A 21,191-nucleotide genomic window follows, 5' to 3' on the forward strand; every position below is an offset into this window, starting at 1 on the left:
GCCTCAATCGGCGCGGGCCTGGATTTTCTGTCGGGAACGCAGGCGCGGGCCCCGCAATGGGTGCGCCGGATCGCGATGGAATGGGCCTGGCGGATTCTGTCGGACCCGGTTCGGATGATCGGGCGCTATGCCCGGGCGGCCGACATATTGCCCGGCCATCTGTGGCGCTCGTTCCGGATGCGTCAAAGCTGACGCGCGCGGCTGCGCGGGTGCATCAGCACGCGCTCGGCGATGCGGCGTTTCAGCGACCGGGCGGGCGGGATCTCGGCCGCCATTTCCCAGATTGTGCCGGTCAGGTTCCGGTCATGCCAAAGCGCCAGTTTTGCGCCCCATTGCGCCGCCGCCCCAGGGTCCAGCCCATCCTTGATGCCCATGCCGGTGGCCAGCATCCCCGGCATCCAGTCATTGACCACGATATCGGGAAACCGGTCGCCAATATCCGCGATCAGCGCCCGGGTGAAAATTCGTGCGGCACCTTTCGAGACGGCATAGGCCGAAGATGCCGGCACCGGGTGCAGATCGGCGAAGGTCGAGACGTTGAGAATGCGGCCAAACCCGGTTGCGGTCATATCGCTCAGCGCGGCGCGGGTGCAGGTGACCATGCCGCCCAGATTGATGTTCACGGTTTGCATGAAGCTGCCCGGTGTTTCATCCAGAAAATCCACCCGCGGATAGATGGCGGCATTATTGATCAGCACAGTAATGGGCGCGATATTGCGTGCCGTATCAAAGGCCTGTGCCACTTGCATCGGGTCAGATATATCGGCCTGCAAGGGCAGGAAATTGCCTCCCGCCAGGCGCTCGGTCTCCTCCAGCGCGCCCATGCGACGGCCCAACCCCGCGACCTGCATATGTTGGCTGAGCGCCAGCGCCAAAGCCCGGCCAAGCCCGCTGCCGGCACCCGTGACAATCGCGCATCCATCGGTCAGTGCGTTCATGTTTCATCCTTCAGAATTGCGGCCACGCGCAAGGCGTTGGCGGCGATGGTCAGGCTTGGGTTGACGCCCATCGAGGTCGGAAACACCGAGGCATCAGTGACCCAGAGATTGCGCAGCCCATGCGGCCGGCAAGCGGCATCCAGCACCGAACTGGCCGGGCTGCGGCCCATCGCCAGGGTGCCGCAAGGGTGGCCGAAATTGGGTTCCGGGCGATGCGTCAGAAAACCCGTGCGCTGGCCACGAAAGGCGCGGGCGATAAGGCGACGGAAAATCTTGCGGCGGGTCAGAAGCTCGGGCGCGATGCGATAGCTCATGGTGATCCGCGTCGGGTTGGCGGCGTCATGCGTGACGCGGTTCTCAGCATAGGGCATATCCTCCAGCAGGCCGACAAAAACCTTGGCCTGCCCCAACAGCCTGGCCCCGATCGCGGCCGGAATACGGGTGGCACCCTTCGCGCCGGGGATATGGCGCAGCCAGCTCTGCTCTACCCGGCCCCTCAGATGATGCACAATCTCCCCATAGCCGACATCGACCCCCATTGCCTGAACCATGCCAAGGCGTTGATTTTCAGCGAAATAAAGGTCACGGAAGCCAACTGACTTTGACGGCCCCGAAAACCCCGCGGCGCGCCCCGGCCACAGCGCGAAAATCTCGTTGAGGTGAAACATCAGGTTGCGCCCGACCAGGTCTTGCGCGTTGCCAATGCCGGTCGGGTCGGCCTCGGACGCGGAGGCCAGCAGCAGACGCGGCGAAGAGAGCGCGCCGGCCGCCAGCACGACATGGCGCGCGCTCAGCGAAATTTCCTGATCCCCCTTGCGGGCAATAACCCGGCTGATCGCGGGGCCATCACGGCAGAGCCGCGTCACGCTGCATTCGCTCAACAGCGTCGCATGGCCAGTTTCCAGCGCCGGTTCCACCCCGGCAGAGCGGCCATCCATCTTGCAGGCGCGCGGGCATTTATGGCCGAGGCATTCGGCGCAGCCGTCAAGATAGCGCAGCGCGGTATGCAGCCGGTAGGGGTTGAGGCCGTTTGCGGCAAGGCGCGCCATGATCATCGCATCGCCGGGCTGCGGTGGGGGGGGCGGCGATAGGGCCGGGCAGGGGATATCCGACAACGGGTCCGGGTCGCCATGCAGCGCAAACAGCGCCGTTGCGGCATCGAACCAAGGCAGCATGTCCGCAAAGCTGACCGGCCAGCCGCCGGTCGGGTGCGGGCGCTCAAGGCTGTCATCGAGATCATGCGGCTCAGGCCGTTCCAGCGTCGCGGCGTAAAACACCGACGAGCCGCCGAGACCTGCCCCGAGCGGCGCGAAAAATTCCTGCCGCTGGCCGTTCACGTCAGCCACCACCGGATCGGGCCACAGCCCGCGCACAGATCGCGCCACCGGGTCAGCCATGCCGGTATCGAGCCCGGTTTGCTCGGCCCGCAGCCCGGCGCGCCCCTGTTCGAGGAACAGCACCGACAGCCCGGCTTCGGCCAGGGCCCGCCCGGCAGTGCCGCCCCCGATGCCGGTGCCGATCACGATCACATCCCAATGGCGCGCGATAATATCTGCAAGAGGCTCGGAAATTGTGCTGCCCATCCTGATAGAGCCCATCACCGGGGCGTTGCCCCGTGCCTAGCGCGAAATTACGGCAATTTCAGGGGGAATTCACTCTTTTGCCAGCGGGTGGCGTTCCAGAACCAGCGATTTCAGCCGCTCATCCAGCACATGGGTATAGATCTCGGTGGTGGCGATATCGGCATGGCCCAGAAGCGTCTGGATGGCGCGCAGATCAGCCCCGTTTTCCAGCAGATGCGTGGCGAATGCGTGGCGCATCCTGTGCGGCGTGACGGCGGCGGGCGCGATCCCGGCGGCCACCGCAATCTCTTTGATCAGCGTGAAAAACCGAACCCGCGTCAGATGCCCCGACTTGCCGCGCGAGGGAAACAGCATCCGCGACGGGCTGGTGCCGGTTTCCAGGCGCGCGACCTCCTCGACCTCATCGCGATGCGCCAGCCATGCCGCCAGCGCCACACGCGCCGGTGGCGATAGCGGCACCAGGCGTTCCTTGCCGCCCTTGCCCCGGATCAGCAAAAGCTGCGGATCGCCGCGCGCGGCGGCAACCGGCAGCGATACCAGCTCGGTCACCCGCATGCCGGTGGCGTAAAGCAGCTGCATCAGGCAGGTGTTGCGCAGCCGGTCACCGGCGCTGCGGCCATGGGTCTCGGCGGCCTCCAGCAATTGATCGACCTGGGCCATTGTCAGGGTCTTGGGCAGGGATTTGTCGCGTCCCGGCCCCTTGATCTGAAGCGCCGGATTGTCGCCGCGCAACCCTTCCTCATAGGCGAATCTGTAAAGCTGTCTGATCGCGGACAGTTTGCGCGCACGGGTTGATTTCGCCATGCCCTGGGCCTCGAGATGGATCAGATAGGCCTCGATCTGGGCGCGGGTGGCGGTGGCGAAATCGCTGGTCTTTCCGGCCAGCCATCGCTCCAGATCCAGCAGGTCGCGGCCATAGGCAAGCAGGGTGTTTTCGGCGGCATTCAGTTCGGCAGCCTGGGCCTCGAGAAACGGGGATATCCAGCCGCTGCTCATCGCGGGCGTTCAAGGATCATCAGTTGCAACGCGGCCCGGCGCGCGGTGCTTTCCAGCCCCAGATGGCGCAACAGTTGCAGCGCGTCGCCCATATCGTCGAGATCGCCATCGCCGGAACTGAGCACCAGTGCTGCCTGCAACAATGCCTCGCCGATACGTTCATCCCGGATCAGGCGCCGATAGCGGTCCGGCAGGTCGACGCTTGCAAAGGCAATGGCCACCATTTGCGGAATTGCACCACGCAAAGAGGTCTCGGGCGGCAGCCCGCGGGCAATGGCAAAGAGAAACCGTTCCTCATCGGTCTGCGGCACGTTAAGCTGTGCGGTGCGCTCATAGCTTTCCGACAACAGCGCCACGCGGCGTGCCAATGCGGCGGTGTCATCGGTCAGGGGCAGGCGCATCAGGCGGTCGGCATAAACCTCGGCAAAGGGCACTTCCAGGCGGGATTCCTGCATCGCGTTCCAGGCGGCGGGCAACAGGCGCGCGATGGCCGCCGGGTCCTGCGCCAGCATGGCCACGTCAAAGGCCTGAAGTGCCGCAACCCGGTCCCAAACCCCGCCCGAGGCCGAGGGCACGCGGGATGTATAGATGATCTGCCATTGATCAGGGGTGATCGCGCCGCTGCGGGCCAGCCTTTCGGCGGCATCAAGCTGCGCCCGCCACCCGGCGGTCGGGGCCAGATCGGATTGCGAAAAGGCCAGCGGCAATGTCGCGGCCCCCTGACGTTCGCCGATTGCGGCAAGCATTTCATAGCGCAGCGGCGTCGGCGCGGGATCGGGCGGCAGCGGCGGCTCGCCTTCAAACAGCTCGGCGTCAAGGAAGCGGGCGATCAGGTCACCTTCCTCGACCGGGATGAACCCAAGCGCCTCGCCAGTGCCAAGCGTCAGCGCCGCCGCCGACCAATCGCCGCCGCGCGCCAGGCAAAAGATGCGGGCCGGAAAGGATGGCGCGATATCGGGGTTGGCGCGCATGGCGGCGCAGGCACGGTCGGGTTGACCGGCCAGCAGACTGACATCAAACCAGCGGCGAAACACCTGCGGCGTCGTCGGGCCGGCGCGTTCCATCAGGGCGCGCGCGGGATCAATCGCGCCGCGTTCCAGCAACAGATCGAGCCGGGCCAGGAAAAGCGTGGATTCAGCCGTTGCATCCAGCGGCGGGTTCACTTCGGCCAGCGCCAGCATTGCGGTCATGGACTGGATCGCAGGCAGCCCCTCATAGGGTTGGGCGCGGAAAAGGCTGGCCAGCGTGGCAGAGGACGATAGCGCCCACAGATCGGCAGGCAGGCCGGTCTGGATCGGCGTCAGCAACCCCACCGCATCCATCTGCACTGCGCCGATGGGCATGACGCTGATTTCCTGCGGCGTTGCGGTGGTGGCGATATTGCTGTTGGGCGACAGGATGGTTTCCGACAGCCAGCCGGGGGCGTCACCCTCCTGCGCCGATGCCGGACCCGCAAGGATCAAGGCGATACAAGCGGCCCTAATCGTCATCCAGTTCCACCGGCAGGATCATCTCGCGGGTTTGCGGCTGCATCAGACCCGAATAGGCATAGGCCACCAGGAAGAGGCCCGCCAGCACCGCCAACACAAATAGTAGCTTGAATAATCGCCTTAACATTCTTCCCCAACCTGCCTGTTTCGACGTTTGCCGCCGCATTCAATTCATTATAAGCCATCTGAGGGCGAATTGCGCCAGAGCGGGAGAAGTTTTTTTTTGGGATTGGGCGAAACCACGCCAAAGGGGCCGCTGAAACTGACCAGAACGGTGGTTCTGGTGGGCATGATGGGGGCTGGAAAAACCGCCATTGGGCGGGCCCTGGCGGCACGGCTGCGGGTTGCGTTCGAAGATTCGGACGCCGAGATCGTGACGGCCTCGAAACTTTCCATTTCCGAGATTTTCGAGCGCTATGGCGAGGGGTTTTTCCGTGAAAAGGAAGGCCAGATCATCGCCCGCCTGCTGGAAGGCCCGCCTTGCGTGTTGTCCACCGGGGGCGGGGCCTGGCTGTCGGCGGAAAACCGGCAGCTTATTGGTGGGCGCGCGGCCTCGGTCTGGCTCAAGGCCGATCTGGATCTGCTCTGGGCGCGGGTGCGTCACAAGGATACAAGGCCATTGCTGCGCACGCCAGATCCTTACGCGACGCTTGCTGCCTTGCTCGAGACGCGCGAGCCGGCCTATGAACAGGCCGAATTCACCGTGCAGGCGCGGGCTGACTGGTCGATAGAGCAAACCACCGATGCGGTGGTGGACTGCCTGTTTCAGGCCGGCGTGCTGGAGGCAAGGACATGAGCGAGGCAACAGTTCACGTGGCCCTGGATACGCGCGCCTATGACGTGCGCATCGCGCCCGGCCTGTTGGCCCGCGCCGGGGCGGAAATTGGCCCGCTTTTGAACCGCCCTCGGGTATTCGTGGTTACGGAATCGCGCGTGGCGGGGTTGCATCTTGCAGCACTTGAGGCGGGGCTCGCTTCGGCCGGGATCAGCGCTGAGGTGTTGGTGTTGCCACCGGGCGAGGCCACAAAAAGCTGGCCTTTCCTGACCCAGGTGGTGGAATGGCTGCTCGAACAGAAGGTCGAACGCCGCGATATCGTGGTGGCCTTCGGCGGTGGCGTGATCGGTGATCTGGTGGGGTTCGCGGCGGCCATCCTGCGCCGTGGCGTGCGGTTTGTTCAAGTGCCGACATCGCTGCTGGCGCAGGTCGACAGTTCGGTGGGCGGCAAGACCGGCATCAATTCGACCCTTGGCAAGAACCTGATCGGTGCCTTTCATCAGCCCGTCCTGGTGCTGGCCGATATCGAGGTTCTGGGCACGCTCAGCGCCCGCGATTTTCTGGCCGGCTACGGCGAGGTGGTCAAATACGGGCTGCTTGGCGATGCCGATTTCTTTGCCTGGCTGGAGGACCATGGCCCGGCGCTTGCCGCGGGTGATGCGGGCCTGCGGCTGGAGGCGGTGCGCCGGTCGGTGCAGATGAAGGCCGATATCGTGGTGCGCGACGAGACCGAACAGGGCGACCGTGCGCTGTTGAATCTGGGCCACACCTTTTGTCATGCCCTGGAGGCCGCGACCGGATATTCGGACCGCCTGCTGCATGGCGAAGGCGTGGCGATCGGCTGCGCTTTGGCATTCGAGCTGTCTTGCCGGCTTGGGCTGACCGCGCAGGAAGACCCGAGCCGGGTGCGCGCCCATCTGGTGGCGATGAACATGAAATGCGACCTGTCCGATATTGCGGGGGATCTGCCATCGGCGACCGCCCTGATGGATCTGATGGGGCAGGACAAGAAGGTGCTGGACGGGCAGCTGCGGTTCATTCTGGCGCGTGGCATCGGCGCGGCGTTCGTCACCGCAGATGTGCCGCGAGAGGCTGTTCTGGCGCTGCTGTCGGATGCCCTGAGCCAGCGTTGGCGCAGGTCTCAGAAAACCTGACTCACCTGACGCTGCCTGAAATCAAGGATTTCAACGCGCCCGGCGATACACCCTTCCGCAGCTATTCCGAGATGTGCTTTAGCCGATGAAATGTGGCCGCGCGCCGGTTTGCAACAACCTGGCATAGGCGGTATCGGCCCCCAGATCGCGCAAGGTCGCGGCGTCAGTGATATCGGCGCGCATCAGCGCCTCGGCAAAGGCGGGGCCGATATTGCGAATTTCGGTCAGATCTGTGGGCATGGCGGGCCTCCTGTTCGGGCGGCCAAGCCTGCCTATCAGATGCTGGCCCAATCTCGAAGGGCAACTGGCGTGTCTTTCTTCTGCGGTTCGGTCGGTTCAGGGGCCTGTATTGGCGCGGGCTTTGGATTTGGCATCGTTTTGCTCCGGTTCATTTCTGCTTTGCTGCCTGACGCGATGCTTGCACGGAACTATGGCAAGGGTTGGGCAGTGCGATGCCGGTTCAGGCGAAAAGCCCGGCATTGGCCTGGGCACCATTTGCGGCGCGATGGCAGATCACAATGTGGCGGCGCGGTGATGCTGGCATGGGCTGTCCGGCGAAAGAAATTCCTTATACATTTCGAACCTGTCTAAATGGACAGGTCCGACCGGGCAGAGCCAGGGCCGCCTCGATTCGGCGATTCGTTCGCGATTGATCACGCAGCGGAACCAAAGCCGGGTTTCGCGGCGGATTATAAAAAAGGCAATCCTCTCAAACTGCCGCCATACTGCTGCCACGGCTAACAGAGTGTTTCGATATTTGAACCAATTCATTGTTTTATATATGTAAACAATCACCCATAATCCCCCAACCCGTGCCGACAATCAGCCTGTGGGTAACTCTGTGGGTTACTCATGAAACCGGTTATATTTCAAAAGGATAAGCGGCATACGGTTTCAGGGCCAGAGGATCTCGATTGTCACGGTTCCCGCAACAATCGCCTGTGAATCGCGTTCAGGCAATGTCGCGTTTCGCCCTCGCCAAGCCTGCTTGGGGCTGATTGCTGCCAAGTTTCGAACAATTTTTGCTTTGTTGGAACGGCCTTCTCGGGGTAAATATATCTCAGCCCAACTGGGGGGCGATGTCTGAAGGCCACGGGGGCGGCCGCACGAAACCAGCCGGTCGGATGGATTGGCAGGTGGCATGTGAGCCGCGCGATATGTGCGGAACCACGTGAGGGAGAACACCCTGCCAGGTGTGCCCCCTGCGTATGGCAATAATTGCCTGCGGCCATTTGTTCCCATCCCAGGCCCGTCCGTGCGCCGCCTGTTCTTCACGTCATCGCCAGCTGGTTGGATCGTAATGACAATGATCGCCAGGGGATGTGCGATGACCAAGGTCACCATGACCATCACGCAAGACTTTGGTGCCACGCATTTGCGTGACGCTGAGGGCGTTGTCTCTTCACTGGAACAAGATCGCCGGACAGCTGCGCAAGGTGCGTGCCTCGGCGCGGCGAATTTAAGGAGAAGATATTATGAGTGGTGAAAATAACCCCGGCACGGTTGACGGCGTTGTCGACGGCACGCCCGGTGATGATCTGATTGATCTGGGATATCTGGGCGATCCCGAGGGTGACCGGATTGATAATGATGATGCGATTCTTCCCGGCCATGCCCCCAATGATGATGTGGTTCTGGCCGGCACCGGCAATGACACGGTTCTGGCGGGCCTGGGCGATGACACGCTGTTCGGCAATGATGGCGATGACATTCTGGATGGCGGAGAGGGCGACGATGTCGTCAAGGGCGAGGGCGGCAACGACACGTTGATCGGCGGCGATGGCAATGACACGCTGATCGGCGGTGACGGCAAGGAATCGGTCGATGGCGGCGATGGCGATGATCTGATCGACACCCGGTTCGAGACCAATTTGCCCTTGCCCGATCTTGGCTATCCCGGCCTCTATCCGAGCGACGGTGATCCCCTTGATGGCATGGACACCGTTACCGGTGGTGCCGGCAACGACACGATCTACACCGGCGATGATGCCGATGACATCGAAGGTGGGGCAGGCGATGATTATATCGATGGCGGATTTGACCGTGATACCATTTCTGGCGATGGCGGCAATGACACCATTATTGGTGGCGAAGGCAGCGACTCGATTTCAGCTGGCGAAGGCGACGACGTCGTCTATGGCGGCCTTGGGCCTGGCTTCCCCGACTCGGTAAACATCACCGATGACGGATCTGACGGCAATCCGCTCGGCCCCGATGCGGTCCCCGATAATGGCATGGACACGATCGACGGCGGTGCCGGCAATGACACCATCTATGGCGAAGATGATGATGATCTCATCCATGGCGGCACCGGTGATGACCTGCTGGATGGCGGTATTGACGAAGATACCATCCATGGCGGTGACGGCAATGACACCATTATCGGTGGTCAGGGCAATGACAGCCTGGAAGGCGGCGCGGATCGTGACGTGTTCGAGGGTGGCTTCAACGCCGGCGATTATGTCGACGGCTCCGGCACCGGCGACGATTATGACACGCTCGACCTGACCGGGTCCGGCCCGCTGCGGGTGGAACTGGATCCGAACAACGCGGAAAACGGCACCGTGACCTTCTATGATGGCAACGGCTATGATGCCGCCAACGTCATCGGCACCATGGAATTCGAAGAAATCGAGAATATCGTGCCCTGCTTTACCCCCGGTTCGCGCATTGCGACGCCGCGTGGCGAAGTGCTGGTGGAAAGCCTGAGCGTCGGTGACAAGATCATCACCCGCGACAATGGTATTCAGGAAATCCGTTGGGTCGGCTCCAAGACCATGAACCACGCCGAGCTGCGCCGCGCGCCGCATCTGCGCCCGATCCTGATCAAGGCCGGGTCTCTGGGGGATAATCTGCCCGAACGCGACATGCTGGTCAGCCCGCAGCACCGTATGCTGGTGGCCAATGATCGCACCGCGCTCTATTTCGAGGAAAGCGAAGTTCTGGTCGCGGCCAAGCATCTGGTCAACCATAGTGGCGTTCAGTGGATGGACACGCTGCGCACCACCTATATCCACTTCATGTTTGACCGCCACGAGGTCGTTCTGGCCGACGGGGCCTGGACTGAAAGCTTCCAGCCCGGCGACATGACCCTGGAAGGTATGGGCAATTCGCAGCGCAACGAAATCTTCGAGCTGTTCCCCGATCTGCGCGAAACCGAAGGCCGCGATGCCTATGTGGCGGCGCGCAAGGTTCTGAAAAGTCACGAAGCACGTCTCATCGTGCAGTAATGCAGCAGGGATACGGGGCGGGGGGCTTGGGGGCATGATCCCGAACCCCGGACCCGAAACGGGGCGGCACCTTGCAAGGGTGTCGCCCCTTTTTTATGGCAGTGTCGCCCGCCAGGCGGCCCAATCCTCGGGCGTATCCAGATCGGTCAGCGCGTTTTTACCGGGCAGGGGGATCAGATGAACCCGCGCGCCATGGCGTTTGAGCAGGTCGCGCGCGCCTTTGTCGCCTTTGATGGCCTGCAGTTCGCTCAGCATATCGGCCGGAAACAGCACCGGATTGCCCGGCACCCCGTCCCGCGTTGCTGCCCGCAAGATCGCCCGCGGGGCCTGGGCGGAAAGCGCGATCATCAGATGCATGTCATGGGCTGTCACCTCGGGCATATCGGCCAGCGCAATCAGGACCGGACCGGCCAGCCCCTGCACTCCGGCCCGCAACGAGGCGCTCATATCCTGCCCCTTGGGCAGCGTCACGATTTCGCAGGAAAGACCCTCCAGGGTTTGCGCCCGTGCCGCATCACCCTGCGGCAAAACCACCCGCAGCGGGCCGGCCTTTTGGGCCCGCCGCGCCATAACGCGCAACAGGGGCGCATCGCCCACAGGTTCCAACAGTTTATCGGCCCCGCGCATGCGCGCTGACGCCCCCGCGGCCAGCAAGATGATCGTGGTATCGGGGCTCATCCGCGCATCCGGCGGCCATCGGGATCAAACAGCGGCTCGGTGACCAGCCGGGCTGGCAGCCTCTCGCCCAGGATCTCGATCTCCACCTCCAGCCCGTCCACGGCGCGATCTGTTGGCACAAATCCCAGGGCGACCGATTTCTGCGCATGATGCGAATAGCCGCCCGAGGTGCAGAACCCCTGCACGCTTCCCTCCAGCCAGATCGGCTCATAGGCGATCACATCCGCCTCGCCTGCCTCAACCACAAAGGCGCAGAGCTTGCGGTCGGGGATCTGCGCGGCCTCCACCGCTGCCCGGCCAATGAAATCGGCACCTTTCGACAGCCTGACGAACCGGTCCATGCCGGTTTCTGCCGGGGTGTAATCGGGCGAATATTCGCGCCCCCAGGATCCAAAGAAACGATCCAGCCGCAGGCTCATCATGGCGCGCATGCCAAAGGGGCGGATGCCGAATTCCTGGCCCGCATCCCAAAGGATATGCCACAGGGCGCGTTGCTGCAGGGCATCGACATAGATCTCAAAACCCAGATCGCCGGTATAGCTGAGGCGCTGCACGATGGCATCGCACAGCCCGACAGAGAGCTGTTTCACATCCATGAACCGAAACGCCCCGGCGCTGACATCGGCGCGCGTCACCTTGGCCAGCAAATCGCGCGCCCGCGGCCCGGCAATCTGGAACCCGGTGCGCCGGTCCGAGATGTTTTCGACCGTGACACCTTCCTGCCCATGCTGATCGAACCAGCGCATGTGGAAATCCTGCGCCGCGTAGCTGGCGGTCAGTTGAAATTCGGTCTCGGACAGGCAGGAAACCGTGAAATCGCCAATCAGACGCCCTGACGGGGCCAGCATCGGTGTCAGGCTGATCCGCCCCGGCCCCGGAATGCGCCCGGCCATGATCCGGTCCAGCCAATCGCGCGCACCCGCGCCTGATACCAGATATTTGCCGAAATTCTGCACCTCGTTAATGCCCACGGCCCCGCGCACGGCTGCAACCTCGCGCGCGGTTGCGTCCCAGGCGTTTGAGCGGCGGAAACTGGGCGTCTCATGGCGCGGCTCGCCTGGCTGCGCAAAATAATTGGCCACTTCCAGCCCGTATTGCTGACCCCAGACCGCGCCCATCGCATCCAGAATGTCATAGACCGGCGTGGTCCTGTTGGGCCTGGCTGCGGGCAGTTCCTCATTCGGATAGGTCACGGAAAACCGGTTCTGATAATTCTCGACGACCTTGGGCAGGGTATAGCCGGGCGTGATCCAGCGGCCAAACCGGGCCACATCCATGGCAAAGACATCGCGCTCGGGCTCGCCTTCGACCATCCATTGCGCCAGCGTCAACCCAACGCCGCCGCCTTGGCTGAATCCCGCCATCACGCCGCAGGCCGACCAATAATTGCGCAGGCCCGGCACCGGCCCCACCAGCGGGTTGCCATCAGGGGCAAAGGTGAACGGCCCGTGGATCACCGATTTCACGCCGGCGCGCTCCAGGATCGGATAGCGGCGATAGGCAAACTCGATCGATGCCTCCACCTTGTCCAAGTTATCGGGCAACAGCTCATGACCAAACTCCCATGGCGTGCCGTCCACCGCCCAGGGCTTGCAGGTCTTTTCATAAAAGCCGATGCACAATCCGCGCCCTTCCTGACGCAGATAGCTTTCGCCGCCCGGATCCATCACATGCGGATGTTCAGCGTCGCGCTCGTAAATCTCGGGCAAGTCTTCAGTCACCAGATATTGATGCTCCATCGGATGCAGCGGCAGGTAGCACCCCGCCATTGCCGCCACTTCGCGCGCCCATAGCCCACCCGCATTGACCACATGTTCGGCCCGGATGGTGCCTTTGTCAGTCACCACATCCCAACCGCCATCGGGGCGCGGGTTGGTCTCCAGCACACGGGTATGCAGCGCAATCTCGGCCCCGCCCATTTTGGCGGCCCGCGCATAGGCATGCGTCGTGCCCGACGGGTCGAGATGCCCATCGAGCGGGTCGTAAAGCCCGCCAAGCACGTTCTCGACATTGGTGATCGGCGCAATCGCCTTGATCTCTTCGGGGCCCAGGATCTCGGTCTCCAACCCCATGACCCGGTGCTTGGCGCGTTCGGCCTTCAGCATGTCAAACCGTTCCGGGCTGTCGGCCAGCGTGATGCCGCCAACATGATGCAGGCCGCAGGACATGCCGGTCAATTCTTCCAATTCACGATAAAGCCGGATCGTGTAGCCCTGAAGCGCGGCCATGTTGGTATCACCGTTCAGCGTGTGAAACCCGCCTGCCGCGTGCCAGGTCGACCCCGAGGTCAGCTCCGAGCGTTCCAGCAGCACCACATCGCTCCAGCCCAGTTTGGTCAGGTGATACAGCACCGAACACCCGACCACCCCGCCGCCAATGACACAGACCTGCACATGCGCTTTCATTGCCACTTCCTTTCGAAACCCGGTTCCGGCCATTCAGGGACCAGCATTCTCCACCTCGCAAGTCAGAAACCGACATCGCTCCTTCTTCTTTGTGAAAATACTCTGGGGAGCGCGAGGGGTGAAACCCCTCGCACGGATCGACGCGCAAGCGCGGCGATCCCCCTCAACCCGTCACAACTTACGAACTTTAAGCTGCGTCAACCGGTTTTGCGCCCGCGCGGTCACTTCAAATCGAAAGCCGTGGAAATTGAACACCTGGCCTATTTCAGGGATCATCTGCGCCTCATGCATGACCAGCCCCGCAACGGTATTGGCTTCGTCATCGGGCAGGTTCCATTCGGCGGCGCGGTTCAGATCGCGGATTGTCATGCCACCATCCACAAGATAGCCGCCATCAGGTTCAGGGGCCAGATCAGCGGTATCCTCGACATCAAACTCGTCGGTGATCTCGCCCACGATCTCCTCCAGAATATCCTCCAGCGTGATCAATCCCTGCAACGCGCCATATTCATCGACCACCAATGCAAAATGCGTATGACGGCGCAGAAACTGGCGCATCTGATCATCGAGCGTCGTGGTTTCCGGCACGAAATAGGGCTTCATCGCCACATCGGTCACCGAAAACCCCGCCAGCCCGGCGGCCGAGGCGTCGGGGCCGCGCACCAGCCGGTCCATGGCGCGCAGGACATCCTTGGCATGAACCAGCCCGATGATGTTTTCGGGGTCGCCGCGATAGACGGGCAGACGGGTATAGGGCGAATGCAGCAACTGGCTCAGGATCGTTTCGCCGGCATCATCGGCGTTGATCATCTCGATGTTGGAGCGGTGCAGCATGATTTCTTCAACCGTGCGCTCGCCCAGATCGAGCGCGCCAAGCAGCCGGTCGCGCGAATCCTTTTCCACCGCACCTTCGGAATGACCGAGCGTGATGGCCCCTGCGATTTCCTCGCGGGCAGACAGGACCGCGCTGTCGGGATCGGTCTGAACCCCGAAAAGCCGCAAGATCGCGCGCACCAGAACCTGCACCATGGCCACGACGGGAAAAAAGACCAGGATCACCAGCTTGATTATGCGTGATACCGCGGCCGCGGCAGCTTCGGGGCGCGTGATGGCGTAGGTCTTGGGCAGCACCTCGGCAAAGATCAGCACCAGAGTGGTCATCACCAGCGTTGCCAATACCACCCCGCTTTCGCCAAAGGCGCGGGTAAACAGCGACGTTGCCAACGCGGCGGCCAGGATATTGACCAGATTATTGCCCAAAAGGATCGAGCCGATCAAACGCTCGCTATCCTCGGTCAGATAAAGCGCGCGCGCGGCCCCTATTGCACCACGATCAGCCTGTGCGCGCAATTTCCCGCGTGAGGCCGCTGTCAACGCAGTCTCCGAGCCAGAGAAAAAGGCCGAAAGCACCAGCAGCAAAATGATCGCCCCGGCGGTAATCCAGAACGAGGCGTCTAACATGGGGTCGAGGTCCGACATGGGGTCTCCGGCTATGATCAGGGTGTTGAAATGAGATAATACCAGCGTTATGGGCACCAGTATGGCCGGGATCAAGCGGCGCTGGGCGGAATAGGGCCGAAATGTGGCCGCCAACGCGCATCTTCGCCGCCCGCCGATTGCGGATCGGATTGCCATATTTTGCGGGTGTTTGCGTTCAATCGAAAGTCAGACTCAAGCGCATCATCCGAATCATGTAATGGCGGCAATTTGCCGGATTTTGCACAATTTCAGCCGAAATATGGCTTTGTCGCCGGAATTTTCGCAACCTATGCGTGTGCGATTGTTGCGTTTCAAAAAAATATCTGTTTCTTGCACGGGTCTTGTCACAGCCGCGGCGCCGTTTTGCCACAATCGCCAGAGGCCGCCAACAGGTGCAATGCCTGGCGTCTCAATAGCCAGCCGAGCCCTGATCTCGCCGCTGAGACCTGTCCAAATGGACAGGTCTTCGGCTTAATTTTTCGACAGGTTGGCAATAAAAGCTAAATCGTTTCCAAATACGCAACAAACAGGCGACGTCTGGGCAACGCCTCATGCCATCATCTGATGCCTCGTGACGCATTTTATCTCCGTTAATCAAGGTGATATCATCCAGATTGTGCACACACGCCATGGTTGTATTGCGTAACCTTCAATTGACGAAAATACGTCACAAATGCTTATCTGGACCCGTGCGAAAGCGCTGATTGCGCCATGACTTCGTGACAAATGGGAAATCCGGGGCTGCCACCCCGCCCGGGTGTCGCGTTGGTGGGGATGGCAAGATCGCATCCGAAGAACTCGGCAGACTGCTCTGCGCCGGTTCGCACCCAAAAAATAATGACTTCGAAAACCAGCCGCTGGAGTCGCGGGGGCTGGACAGGAAGCGCGTGTGTCATTGTGCCCGATTTTTCGGGCGCGGCCCCAAGGAGGGGTTCACGTCATGTATGAGCGTTTTGGCCTCTATTCCGAAGGCAGGGCACCCCATGCCCTGTTTCCGCTTGCCCGGCAAGATCTTGCCGGGGCCTATCGGCGGCATCTGAAGCGGGCGTTCGATATTGCTCTGGTCTGCGTGGCCGCCATTCCAGCGGCTCTGGTGATTGGTTTTCTTGCGCTGCTGATCATGCTGCGCGAACGCGCAACACCGTTTTATCGTCAGGAACGGGTTGGGCTGAACGGGCAGGTATTCGGCATGTGGAAACTGCGCACCATGGTGCCGGGGGCCGATGAGGTGCTGGAAGGCTATCTGGCGGCCAACCCCGGTGCACGGGCGGAATGGGACAAGCATCAGAAACTGAAGAATGACCCGCGTATCACCCGGCTTGGCCGCATTCTGCGCCGCACATCGCTGGACGAGCTGCCACAGCTTTGGAACGTTTTGATGGGCGATATGTCAATCGTCGGGCCGCGCCCGATGATGTGCAATCAGCGCGCGCTCTATCCTGGCACCGAATATTACGTGATGCGTCCGGGCATTACCGGGTTCTGGCAAATCTCGCTGCGCAATGACAGCAGCTTTCATGAACGCGCCGGGTTCGATCAGGCCTATTTCCGGGAGCTGTCCTTTGGCACCGATATCCGGGTGCTGTGGCGCACCGTCAGCGTGGTTCTGCGCGGCACCGGGCAGTGACAGCCCCGTGCATTGCGCGCGTGACAGCACGGCCCCAGGCATCCCAGTTCAGTTTCTGCTCATAGACCCGGCGCGCGCTCTGGCACAGCGCTGCGTGGGCTGCCGGGGTGTCGATATAGCGCTGCACCAGCGCCGCAAAATCAGCCGCCGTCGCTCCGATCGGCAAGGCGTGGCCATTTTCCCCGTTCCAGACCGGCACGCCGCCGGCATCCAGACACAGCGAGGGCAGGCCATAGGCCGAGGCCTCGCAAAACGCAAAGCCATAGCTTTCAAAGGACGGCATCAGCAGGAAATGGGCATCCCGAAACGCAGCCTGAAGCACGGCCAGATCCGCCGGGTCGGATTTGTCCAGATAGCGGTGAACAATCAGCGCTTCGCGGCGGATGGTATCGGGCGGGGTGCAACCGATGACGGTCAGACGGGCGTCAATGCCGCGCGCGCGCAGCAAACCCACCGTTTCGGCCGTGATCTCGCCGCCCTTGGCATTCCAGTCGCGCCCCACCAGCAGGATTTCCACCGGGCGGCCGGGCCCGATTGCGGCGGCAGGGGGGGCGGGGCCGGGATCTTCGATATTCGCCCCCCAGGGGATGGTGCGCGACCGGGCCGGGTCCAGCCCGTAGCGCGTGTTGACCGCGCCGGTCAGCCAATCAGACGGCCACAGCGCCAGGTCCAGCCCGCCAAACACCCGCCGCTCGGCGCGCTCAATCGCCGGATCGAGCAGCCGGGACGGCGCGAACCAGGAGCCGAAGCTTTGCCCGACAGCGGAGGCCTTGTAGATCGTGGGCGTGGCATCCGAGCTGAAGACCGTGACCATCGGATAGGGCAGCGAAAGCCGCGACAGCGAATGAAAGGAATAGGCGCAGAACAGAACATCATAGTGGTCTCGCGCCAGCTCGGCGCGCACCCGGCGCGCAATCATATGTGCCAGCGCCAGATGCAGGCGCCAGCGGGCACGGATGCTCAGGCCTTCGGGGGCGCCCAAGACGGCGCGGCGCAGCGGTTCGGCCAGGCCCCAGGATTGGCTGATGACGGTAACGTCATTTCCTTGCGCGCGCAGCGCGCGCGCCATTGCGGCATTTCCACCCGAATAATGCGTCGGATCGGACGGGTCGAAATCGCAAAGATAGGCGATCTTCAACTCTGTGTCTTGCCCGCCCGCCATCGCACCCTCATTGGCCCTGCGCCCCTGTCAGGGGCATAATTCTGCCGTAACTTGCCGATATGGATCGGCTTGCCCCCCCCTTAGGGGGGAAACCGGGCATAAACATGACGTTGGATCGGAAAGGTTAATCAGGCAGCCTCATGCCCAATGCGTTCGCGTCCCTGATGCTGGTTCTGTGGCCGGTGATCTCGGTCTGGCTGTTCGTCAGGCTGACCCCGGGGCGTGCGCTGATTGCCAGCCTTCTGGCGGCCTATCTGATCTTGCCGCCACCGCCCGCAGGGTTCGATTTTCCGCTGATGCCGCCCTTGACCAAGCAGACCATCCCGAGTTTTGTGGCTGTCCTGGCGTCTATTGTGATCTATCGCGGACGCCTCAAGTTCCTGCCGGAAAACCCGGTTGCCAAACTGCTGGTGACCCTGTTCATCGCCAGCCCGCTTTTCACCGTGCTGACCAATATGGACCCGGTCTATTTTGGCGAATATGCGCTGCCGGCGCTGCGCCTGCGCGAGGCGGTGGCGCTGATGGTGCAACAGGCCCTGTTGATTTCGCCGATGCTGCTGGCGCGCAATTTCCTGCGCACCGAGAGCGACCTCAAGGATCTGCTATGGGCGATCTTCATCGGTGGCATGATCTATTCGCTGCCGATATTGCTGGAGATCCGTCTGAGCCCGCAGATCAATATCTGGGTCTATGGCTATTTCCAGCACAGTTTCGAACAGATGATCCGCCAGGGCGGTTTCCGGGCGATCGTCTTTCTGTATCACGGGCTGTGGGCCGCGTTTCTGGTGATGACGACGCTGTTGGCCGCCGTCACCATCGCCCGCTCGGACCCCTCGCGCCGCGCCGTCGCCTGGTGGGTTTGCGCCATTTATCTGCTTGTCGTGCTGGTGCTGAGCAAATCGGTAGCCTCGATCCTTTACGGCTTTGCTTTCGCGCCGGCCATCGCCTTTCTGACGGTGCGGGTTCAGTTGCATCTGGCCATGGTTCTGGTGGTTCTGGCGCTGGCCTATCCGGCGCTGAAGGGCGCGGATCTGGTGCCCGAGGCGCAGATGCTGACGGCGGCGGAACGGATCGACCCCGATCGCGCCAATTCGCTGCAATTCCGGCTGGACAATGAAAACGTGCTGTTTGATCGCGCGATGGAGCGGCCCTTGTTTGGCTGGGGATCGTGGGGGCGCAACCAGATTTTCAACAGCGCCGGCGAGATCCTGACCACAACCGATGGCCGCTGGATCATCACCATCGGCGTGTTCGGCTGGCTTGGGTTTCTGGCCGAGTTTGGCTTGCTGACCTTGCCGATCTTTCTGGTCTGGCGGCGCACCACCGGTGCCCGGCGCGGCATGATCCCGCCCTTTCTTGGCGGCGTTGCGCTGATATTGGCGGTCAATGTGCTGGATCTTTTGCCAAATGCCACCATCACCCCGATGACCTGGCTTTTTGCCGGGGCGCTACTGGGCTATTCCGAGCAGGCACAAATTGCTCGCCGGGCAAGGCCCGCGCCGTTGCAGACCGTGTTATGAGGCAGGCCATGACCGACAAACCCCGCATCTTGCTGATTGCCGAGGCCGCCAACCCGGAATGGGTGTCGGTGCCTTTGATCGGCTGGTCGCTGGCCCGGGCTTTGCGCGACGTGGCCGAGGTGCATCTGGTGACGCAGATCCGCAACCGTGAGGCGATCTTGCGGGCCGGGTTGGTTGAAGGCGTCGATTTCACGGCGATTGATTCCGAGGCCATCGCGCGGCCGCTCTGGGCGCTCGGGGCCAGGCTCAGGATGGGCGAAGGCAAGGGCTGGACCACGCTGCAAGCCATCAACGCGCTGTCCTATCCGTATTTCGAGCGGTTGGTCTGGCGCAAATTCGGCCCTGATCTGCGGGCCGGGCGGTTCGACATCGTGCACCGGGTAACGCCGCTATCGCCGACGATTTCCAGCCCGCTGGCCGCCAGATGCGCCCGGGCCGGCGTGGCTTTCGTGCTTGGCCCCTTGAATGGCGGTGTGCCATGGCCGCGTGAATTTGACGCCGAACGGCGTCAGGAACGCGAATGGCTGAGCTATGTTCGTGGTGCCTATAAGGCGCTGCCGGGGCGCAAACGGATGCTGAAACATGCCAGCGCAATCATCGCGGGCTCGCGCCATACGGGCGCGGAACTGCCTGCCGGGATGGGTGCGAAAACCATCTACCTGCCGGAAAACGCGGTCGATCCCGAACGGTTTACACATGTGGCGGCACCTGCCCGGGGCGGCCCGCTGCGGGCCTGCTTCATCGGCCGCATGGTTCCCTATAAAGGCCCGGACATGTTGTTGGAGGCGGCGCGCCCCTTGCTGAACGCGGGCCGCATGCAGTTGGAGATGATCGGCGATGGCCCCTTGTTGCCAGCGCTCAAATCGCGCGCCGAAGGGCTGCCCGGCGTCACCTTTCATGGCTGGCTGGCACATGGCGATGTGCGCGATGTGGCCGCAACCACATCATTGCTGGCCTTCCCCTCGATCCGCGAATTTGGCGGCGGCGTGGTGCTGGAGGCGATGGCGATGGGGCTGGCCAGCCTGATCGTCGATTACGCAGGCCCCGCCGAATTGCTGGCGCGCGGTGCCGGCTGGAAAGTGCCGATGGGCGATCGGGCAGCCATCATCGCGGGGTTTCGCGCTGAGCTGACCCGGCTGGCGGATGCGCCCGATGATGTGGCTGCCGCAGGCATGCAGGCGCGGGCTGAGGTTGCGCTTGCCTATACATGGGCGCGAAAGGCGGAACAGATTTCACAGATTTATCAATGGGTCCTGGGGCAACGCGCGACCAAACCCGATCCGCTTGCGGATCTTGCTCAGGAGGATGCCCATGCCGCTGAGTAAATCGCTTTGGCTGGTCCTGTTGCTGTGGTTCGCGCCGATTGGCATGGCGCGCGGCGATGAGGTTCGGGCCTTCATCTTTGGCAATTCCCTGATCAACCATGTCTCGGGCAGCGATGAAACCACGATGCCGCATTGGCTCTATCTTCTGGCGCGCGCCGGCGGCCATGGGGTGAGCGTTGACGGTGTCTTTGGCTCCGGCCCCGAATTTGCCGAAGGCTTGCCGCCCGAGCCGAACTGGTCCTTCGCGCAGGTGCCATCGGCCTGGGATCCGGACGTGATGGCGTTTCGCCGCGCGGGCTTCAACACCATCATTCTGAACCCGCGCAATTTCATTCAGGATGAGGCCCCCGAAAACCCCTATGCCTGGGATAACCCGGAAGGTCTCAGCCCGGTTTCGACCACGCTGAGGGTGTTTGACTGGACCGGGTTTCAGGCCCCCCTGGCGCGGTTCTTCATTTATGAAGGCTGGTCGGATATGGCCCTGATCGCGGGTGATTTTCCGCCATCGGCCCGCGATCTGCGCCGCTATCATGCGTTCAATGCAGGCGCGTATCACGACTGGTTCCTGCGTTATGTGGATATCCTGCAAGAGGCGCGCCCGGGGCTTGATATCCGTCTGATCCCCACCGCCTCGGTTCTGGCCGGGCTTTTTACCGATAGCCCGCTGGCCGCGATCCCGGCCACCGATCTGTATTCCGATGACGCGCCGCATGGCACGCCGACACTGTATTTTCTGGCCGCCCTGATCAGCTATGCCGCGATCTTCAACGAGGCCCCACCGGTGCTGGATCTGCCCGCAACCGTGCATCCGCTGATCGCCGCGAATTAC

Annotated in this window: 18 protein-coding genes and 1 pseudogene; 9 read left to right on the forward strand and 10 right to left on the reverse strand. The window is 62.5% G+C overall.

Features of this window, described 5'->3' with window-relative positions:
• Positions 1-192, forward strand: a 192-nt coding sequence (locus tag ACW8PS_RS01860; protein WP_491525557.1) for a WecB/TagA/CpsF family glycosyltransferase, incomplete at its 5' end; no start/stop codon positions are given.
• On the opposite strand, the gene ACW8PS_RS01865 is transcribed toward ACW8PS_RS01860, so the two are convergent.
• The 5 genes from ACW8PS_RS01865 to ACW8PS_RS01885 all read right to left on the reverse strand — a co-directional run bounded on the left by ACW8PS_RS01865 (position 183) and on the right by ACW8PS_RS01885 (position 5,134).
• Positions 183-938, reverse strand: a complete 756-nt coding sequence (locus ACW8PS_RS01865) for an SDR family oxidoreductase (protein WP_491525558.1) — start codon at positions 936-938, stop codon at positions 183-185. The two genes, ACW8PS_RS01860 and ACW8PS_RS01865, sit on opposite strands and share 10 nt — an antisense overlap.
• Positions 935-2,521, reverse strand: a complete 1,587-nt coding sequence (locus tag ACW8PS_RS01870) for a GMC oxidoreductase (RefSeq protein WP_491525559.1) — start codon at positions 2,519-2,521, stop codon at positions 935-937. The genes ACW8PS_RS01865 and ACW8PS_RS01870 overlap by 4 nt, the downstream gene beginning before the upstream one ends.
• A gap of 69 nt (positions 2,522-2,590) precedes the next feature.
• A complete protein-coding gene (locus tag ACW8PS_RS01875) occupies positions 2,591-3,517 on the reverse strand; it encodes a tyrosine recombinase (RefSeq protein ID WP_491525561.1) in 927 nt (308 codons plus the stop codon).
• A complete protein-coding gene (locus ACW8PS_RS01880; protein ID WP_491525562.1) occupies positions 3,514-5,007 on the reverse strand; it encodes a hypothetical protein in 1,494 nt (497 codons plus the stop codon). Before ACW8PS_RS01880 ends, ACW8PS_RS01875 begins: the two co-directional genes overlap by 4 nt.
• Positions 4,997-5,134 carry a hypothetical protein gene (locus ACW8PS_RS01885; RefSeq protein WP_491525563.1) on the reverse strand — a complete coding sequence of 46 codons (138 nt, stop codon included), beginning with the start codon at positions 5,132-5,134 and terminating at the stop codon, positions 4,997-4,999. The genes ACW8PS_RS01880 and ACW8PS_RS01885 overlap by 11 nt, the downstream gene beginning before the upstream one ends.
• 102 nt (positions 5,135-5,236) lie before the next feature.
• Here ACW8PS_RS01885 and ACW8PS_RS01890 point away from each other — a divergent pair, with 102 nt between their 5' ends.
• Positions 5,237-5,803 carry a shikimate kinase gene (locus tag ACW8PS_RS01890; RefSeq protein WP_491525575.1) on the forward strand — a complete coding sequence of 189 codons (567 nt, stop codon included), beginning with the start codon at positions 5,237-5,239 and terminating at the stop codon, positions 5,801-5,803.
• Positions 5,800-6,936, forward strand: coding sequence for a 3-dehydroquinate synthase (gene aroB, locus ACW8PS_RS01895; protein WP_491525564.1), 1,137 nt, complete (start codon positions 5,800-5,802; stop codon positions 6,934-6,936). The genes ACW8PS_RS01890 and aroB overlap by 4 nt, the downstream gene beginning before the upstream one ends.
• Before the next feature lie 78 nt (positions 6,937-7,014).
• Here the strand turns inward: aroB and ACW8PS_RS01900 are convergent, their stop codons facing one another.
• Positions 7,015-7,176: a TfoX/Sxy family DNA transformation protein gene (locus tag ACW8PS_RS01900; protein WP_491525565.1), complete on the reverse strand. Its 162-nt coding sequence runs from the start codon at positions 7,174-7,176 to the stop codon at positions 7,015-7,017.
• 1,087 nt (positions 7,177-8,263) lie between these two features.
• Here ACW8PS_RS01900 and ACW8PS_RS01905 point away from each other — a divergent pair.
• Positions 8,264-8,422 (forward strand): hypothetical protein, encoded by a 159-nt coding sequence (locus ACW8PS_RS01905; protein WP_491525566.1) that lies wholly within the window; start codon positions 8,264-8,266, stop codon positions 8,420-8,422.
• The gene (locus ACW8PS_RS01910; protein ID WP_491525567.1) at positions 8,412-10,166 is read left to right on the forward strand and encodes a Hint domain-containing protein; all 1,755 of its coding nucleotides are present in this window, start codon (positions 8,412-8,414) and stop codon (positions 10,164-10,166) included. The genes ACW8PS_RS01905 and ACW8PS_RS01910 overlap by 11 nt, the downstream gene beginning before the upstream one ends.
• A 93-nt stretch (positions 10,167-10,259) precedes the next feature.
• On the opposite strand, the gene ACW8PS_RS01915 is transcribed toward ACW8PS_RS01910, so the two are convergent.
• The 3 genes from ACW8PS_RS01915 to ACW8PS_RS01925 all read right to left on the reverse strand — a co-directional run bounded on the left by ACW8PS_RS01915 (position 10,260) and on the right by ACW8PS_RS01925 (position 14,728).
• Positions 10,260-10,844, reverse strand: coding sequence for a nucleotidyltransferase family protein (locus ACW8PS_RS01915; RefSeq protein ID WP_491525568.1), 585 nt, complete (start codon positions 10,842-10,844; stop codon positions 10,260-10,262).
• On the reverse strand, positions 10,841-13,249 hold the full coding sequence (locus ACW8PS_RS01920; protein ID WP_491525569.1) for a GcvT family protein: 2,409 nt from the start codon (positions 13,247-13,249) through the stop codon (positions 10,841-10,843). The genes ACW8PS_RS01915 and ACW8PS_RS01920 overlap by 4 nt, the downstream gene beginning before the upstream one ends.
• A 171-nt stretch (positions 13,250-13,420) precedes the next feature.
• The gene (locus tag ACW8PS_RS01925; RefSeq protein WP_491525570.1) at positions 13,421-14,728 is read right to left on the reverse strand and encodes an HlyC/CorC family transporter; all 1,308 of its coding nucleotides are present in this window, start codon (positions 14,726-14,728) and stop codon (positions 13,421-13,423) included.
• A 940-nt stretch (positions 14,729-15,668) separates the two neighbouring features.
• On the opposite strand from ACW8PS_RS01925, the gene ACW8PS_RS01930 reads away from it, so the two are divergent.
• Positions 15,669-16,355 (forward strand): sugar transferase, encoded by a 687-nt coding sequence (locus ACW8PS_RS01930; RefSeq protein WP_491525571.1) that lies wholly within the window; start codon positions 15,669-15,671, stop codon positions 16,353-16,355.
• Here the strand turns inward: ACW8PS_RS01930 and ACW8PS_RS01935 are convergent.
• Positions 16,324-17,517, reverse strand: a complete 1,194-nt coding sequence (locus ACW8PS_RS01935; RefSeq protein ID WP_491525572.1) for a glycosyltransferase family 4 protein — start codon at positions 17,515-17,517, stop codon at positions 16,324-16,326. The two genes, ACW8PS_RS01930 and ACW8PS_RS01935, sit on opposite strands and share 32 nt — an antisense overlap.
• Positions 17,518-17,657: 140 nt before the next feature.
• On the opposite strand from ACW8PS_RS01935, the gene ACW8PS_RS01940 reads away from it, so the two are divergent.
• The 3 genes and pseudogenes from ACW8PS_RS01940 to ACW8PS_RS01950 all read left to right on the forward strand — a co-directional run.
• Positions 17,658-19,037 (forward strand): hypothetical protein, encoded by a 1,380-nt coding sequence (locus tag ACW8PS_RS01940; protein ID WP_491525573.1) that lies wholly within the window; start codon positions 17,658-17,660, stop codon positions 19,035-19,037.
• Between the two features lie 8 nt (positions 19,038-19,045).
• Positions 19,046-20,362, forward strand: coding sequence for a glycosyltransferase family 4 protein (locus ACW8PS_RS01945; protein ID WP_491525574.1), 1,317 nt, complete (start codon positions 19,046-19,048; stop codon positions 20,360-20,362).
• Positions 20,349-21,191: pseudogene (locus ACW8PS_RS01950) on the forward strand (calcium-binding protein); the annotation flags it as partial. The gene ACW8PS_RS01945 and the pseudogene ACW8PS_RS01950, both read left to right, overlap by 14 nt.

This window comes from Alterinioella sp., assembly GCF_058343375.1.

What these genes read in the sequence shown, in the direction of transcription:
- ACW8PS_RS01935 (WP_491525572.1), bottom strand. Translation starts at nt 17,517, where the DNA reads ATGGCGGGCGGGCAAGACACAGAGTTGAAGATCGCCTATCTTTGCGAT.
- ACW8PS_RS01930 (WP_491525571.1), top strand. Translation starts at nt 15,669, where the DNA reads ATGTATGAGCGTTTTGGCCTCTATTCCGAAGGCAGGGCACCCCATGCC.
- ACW8PS_RS01880 (WP_491525562.1), bottom strand. Translation starts at nt 5,007, where the DNA reads ATGACGATTAGGGCCGCTTGTATCGCCTTGATCCTTGCGGGTCCGGCA.
- ACW8PS_RS01900 (WP_491525565.1), bottom strand. Translation starts at nt 7,176, where the DNA reads ATGCCCACAGATCTGACCGAAATTCGCAATATCGGCCCCGCCTTTGCC.
- aroB (WP_491525564.1), top strand. Translation starts at nt 5,800, where the DNA reads ATGAGCGAGGCAACAGTTCACGTGGCCCTGGATACGCGCGCCTATGAC.
- ACW8PS_RS01905 (WP_491525566.1), top strand. Translation starts at nt 8,264, where the DNA reads ATGACCAAGGTCACCATGACCATCACGCAAGACTTTGGTGCCACGCAT.
- ACW8PS_RS01920 (WP_491525569.1), bottom strand. Translation starts at nt 13,249, where the DNA reads ATGAAAGCGCATGTGCAGGTCTGTGTCATTGGCGGCGGGGTGGTCGGG.
- ACW8PS_RS01865 (WP_491525558.1), bottom strand. Translation starts at nt 938, where the DNA reads ATGAACGCACTGACCGATGGATGCGCGATTGTCACGGGTGCCGGCAGC.
- ACW8PS_RS01940 (WP_491525573.1), top strand. Translation starts at nt 17,658, where the DNA reads ATGCCCAATGCGTTCGCGTCCCTGATGCTGGTTCTGTGGCCGGTGATC.
- ACW8PS_RS01870 (WP_491525559.1), bottom strand. Translation starts at nt 2,521, where the DNA reads ATGGGCAGCACAATTTCCGAGCCTCTTGCAGATATTATCGCGCGCCAT.
- ACW8PS_RS01885 (WP_491525563.1), bottom strand. Translation starts at nt 5,134, where the DNA reads ATGTTAAGGCGATTATTCAAGCTACTATTTGTGTTGGCGGTGCTGGCG.
- ACW8PS_RS01925 (WP_491525570.1), bottom strand. Translation starts at nt 14,728, where the DNA reads ATGTCGGACCTCGACCCCATGTTAGACGCCTCGTTCTGGATTACCGCC.
- ACW8PS_RS01915 (WP_491525568.1), bottom strand. Translation starts at nt 10,844, where the DNA reads ATGAGCCCCGATACCACGATCATCTTGCTGGCCGCGGGGGCGTCAGCG.
- ACW8PS_RS01945 (WP_491525574.1), top strand. Translation starts at nt 19,046, where the DNA reads ATGACCGACAAACCCCGCATCTTGCTGATTGCCGAGGCCGCCAACCCG.
- ACW8PS_RS01875 (WP_491525561.1), bottom strand. Translation starts at nt 3,517, where the DNA reads ATGAGCAGCGGCTGGATATCCCCGTTTCTCGAGGCCCAGGCTGCCGAA.
- ACW8PS_RS01910 (WP_491525567.1), top strand. Translation starts at nt 8,412, where the DNA reads ATGAGTGGTGAAAATAACCCCGGCACGGTTGACGGCGTTGTCGACGGC.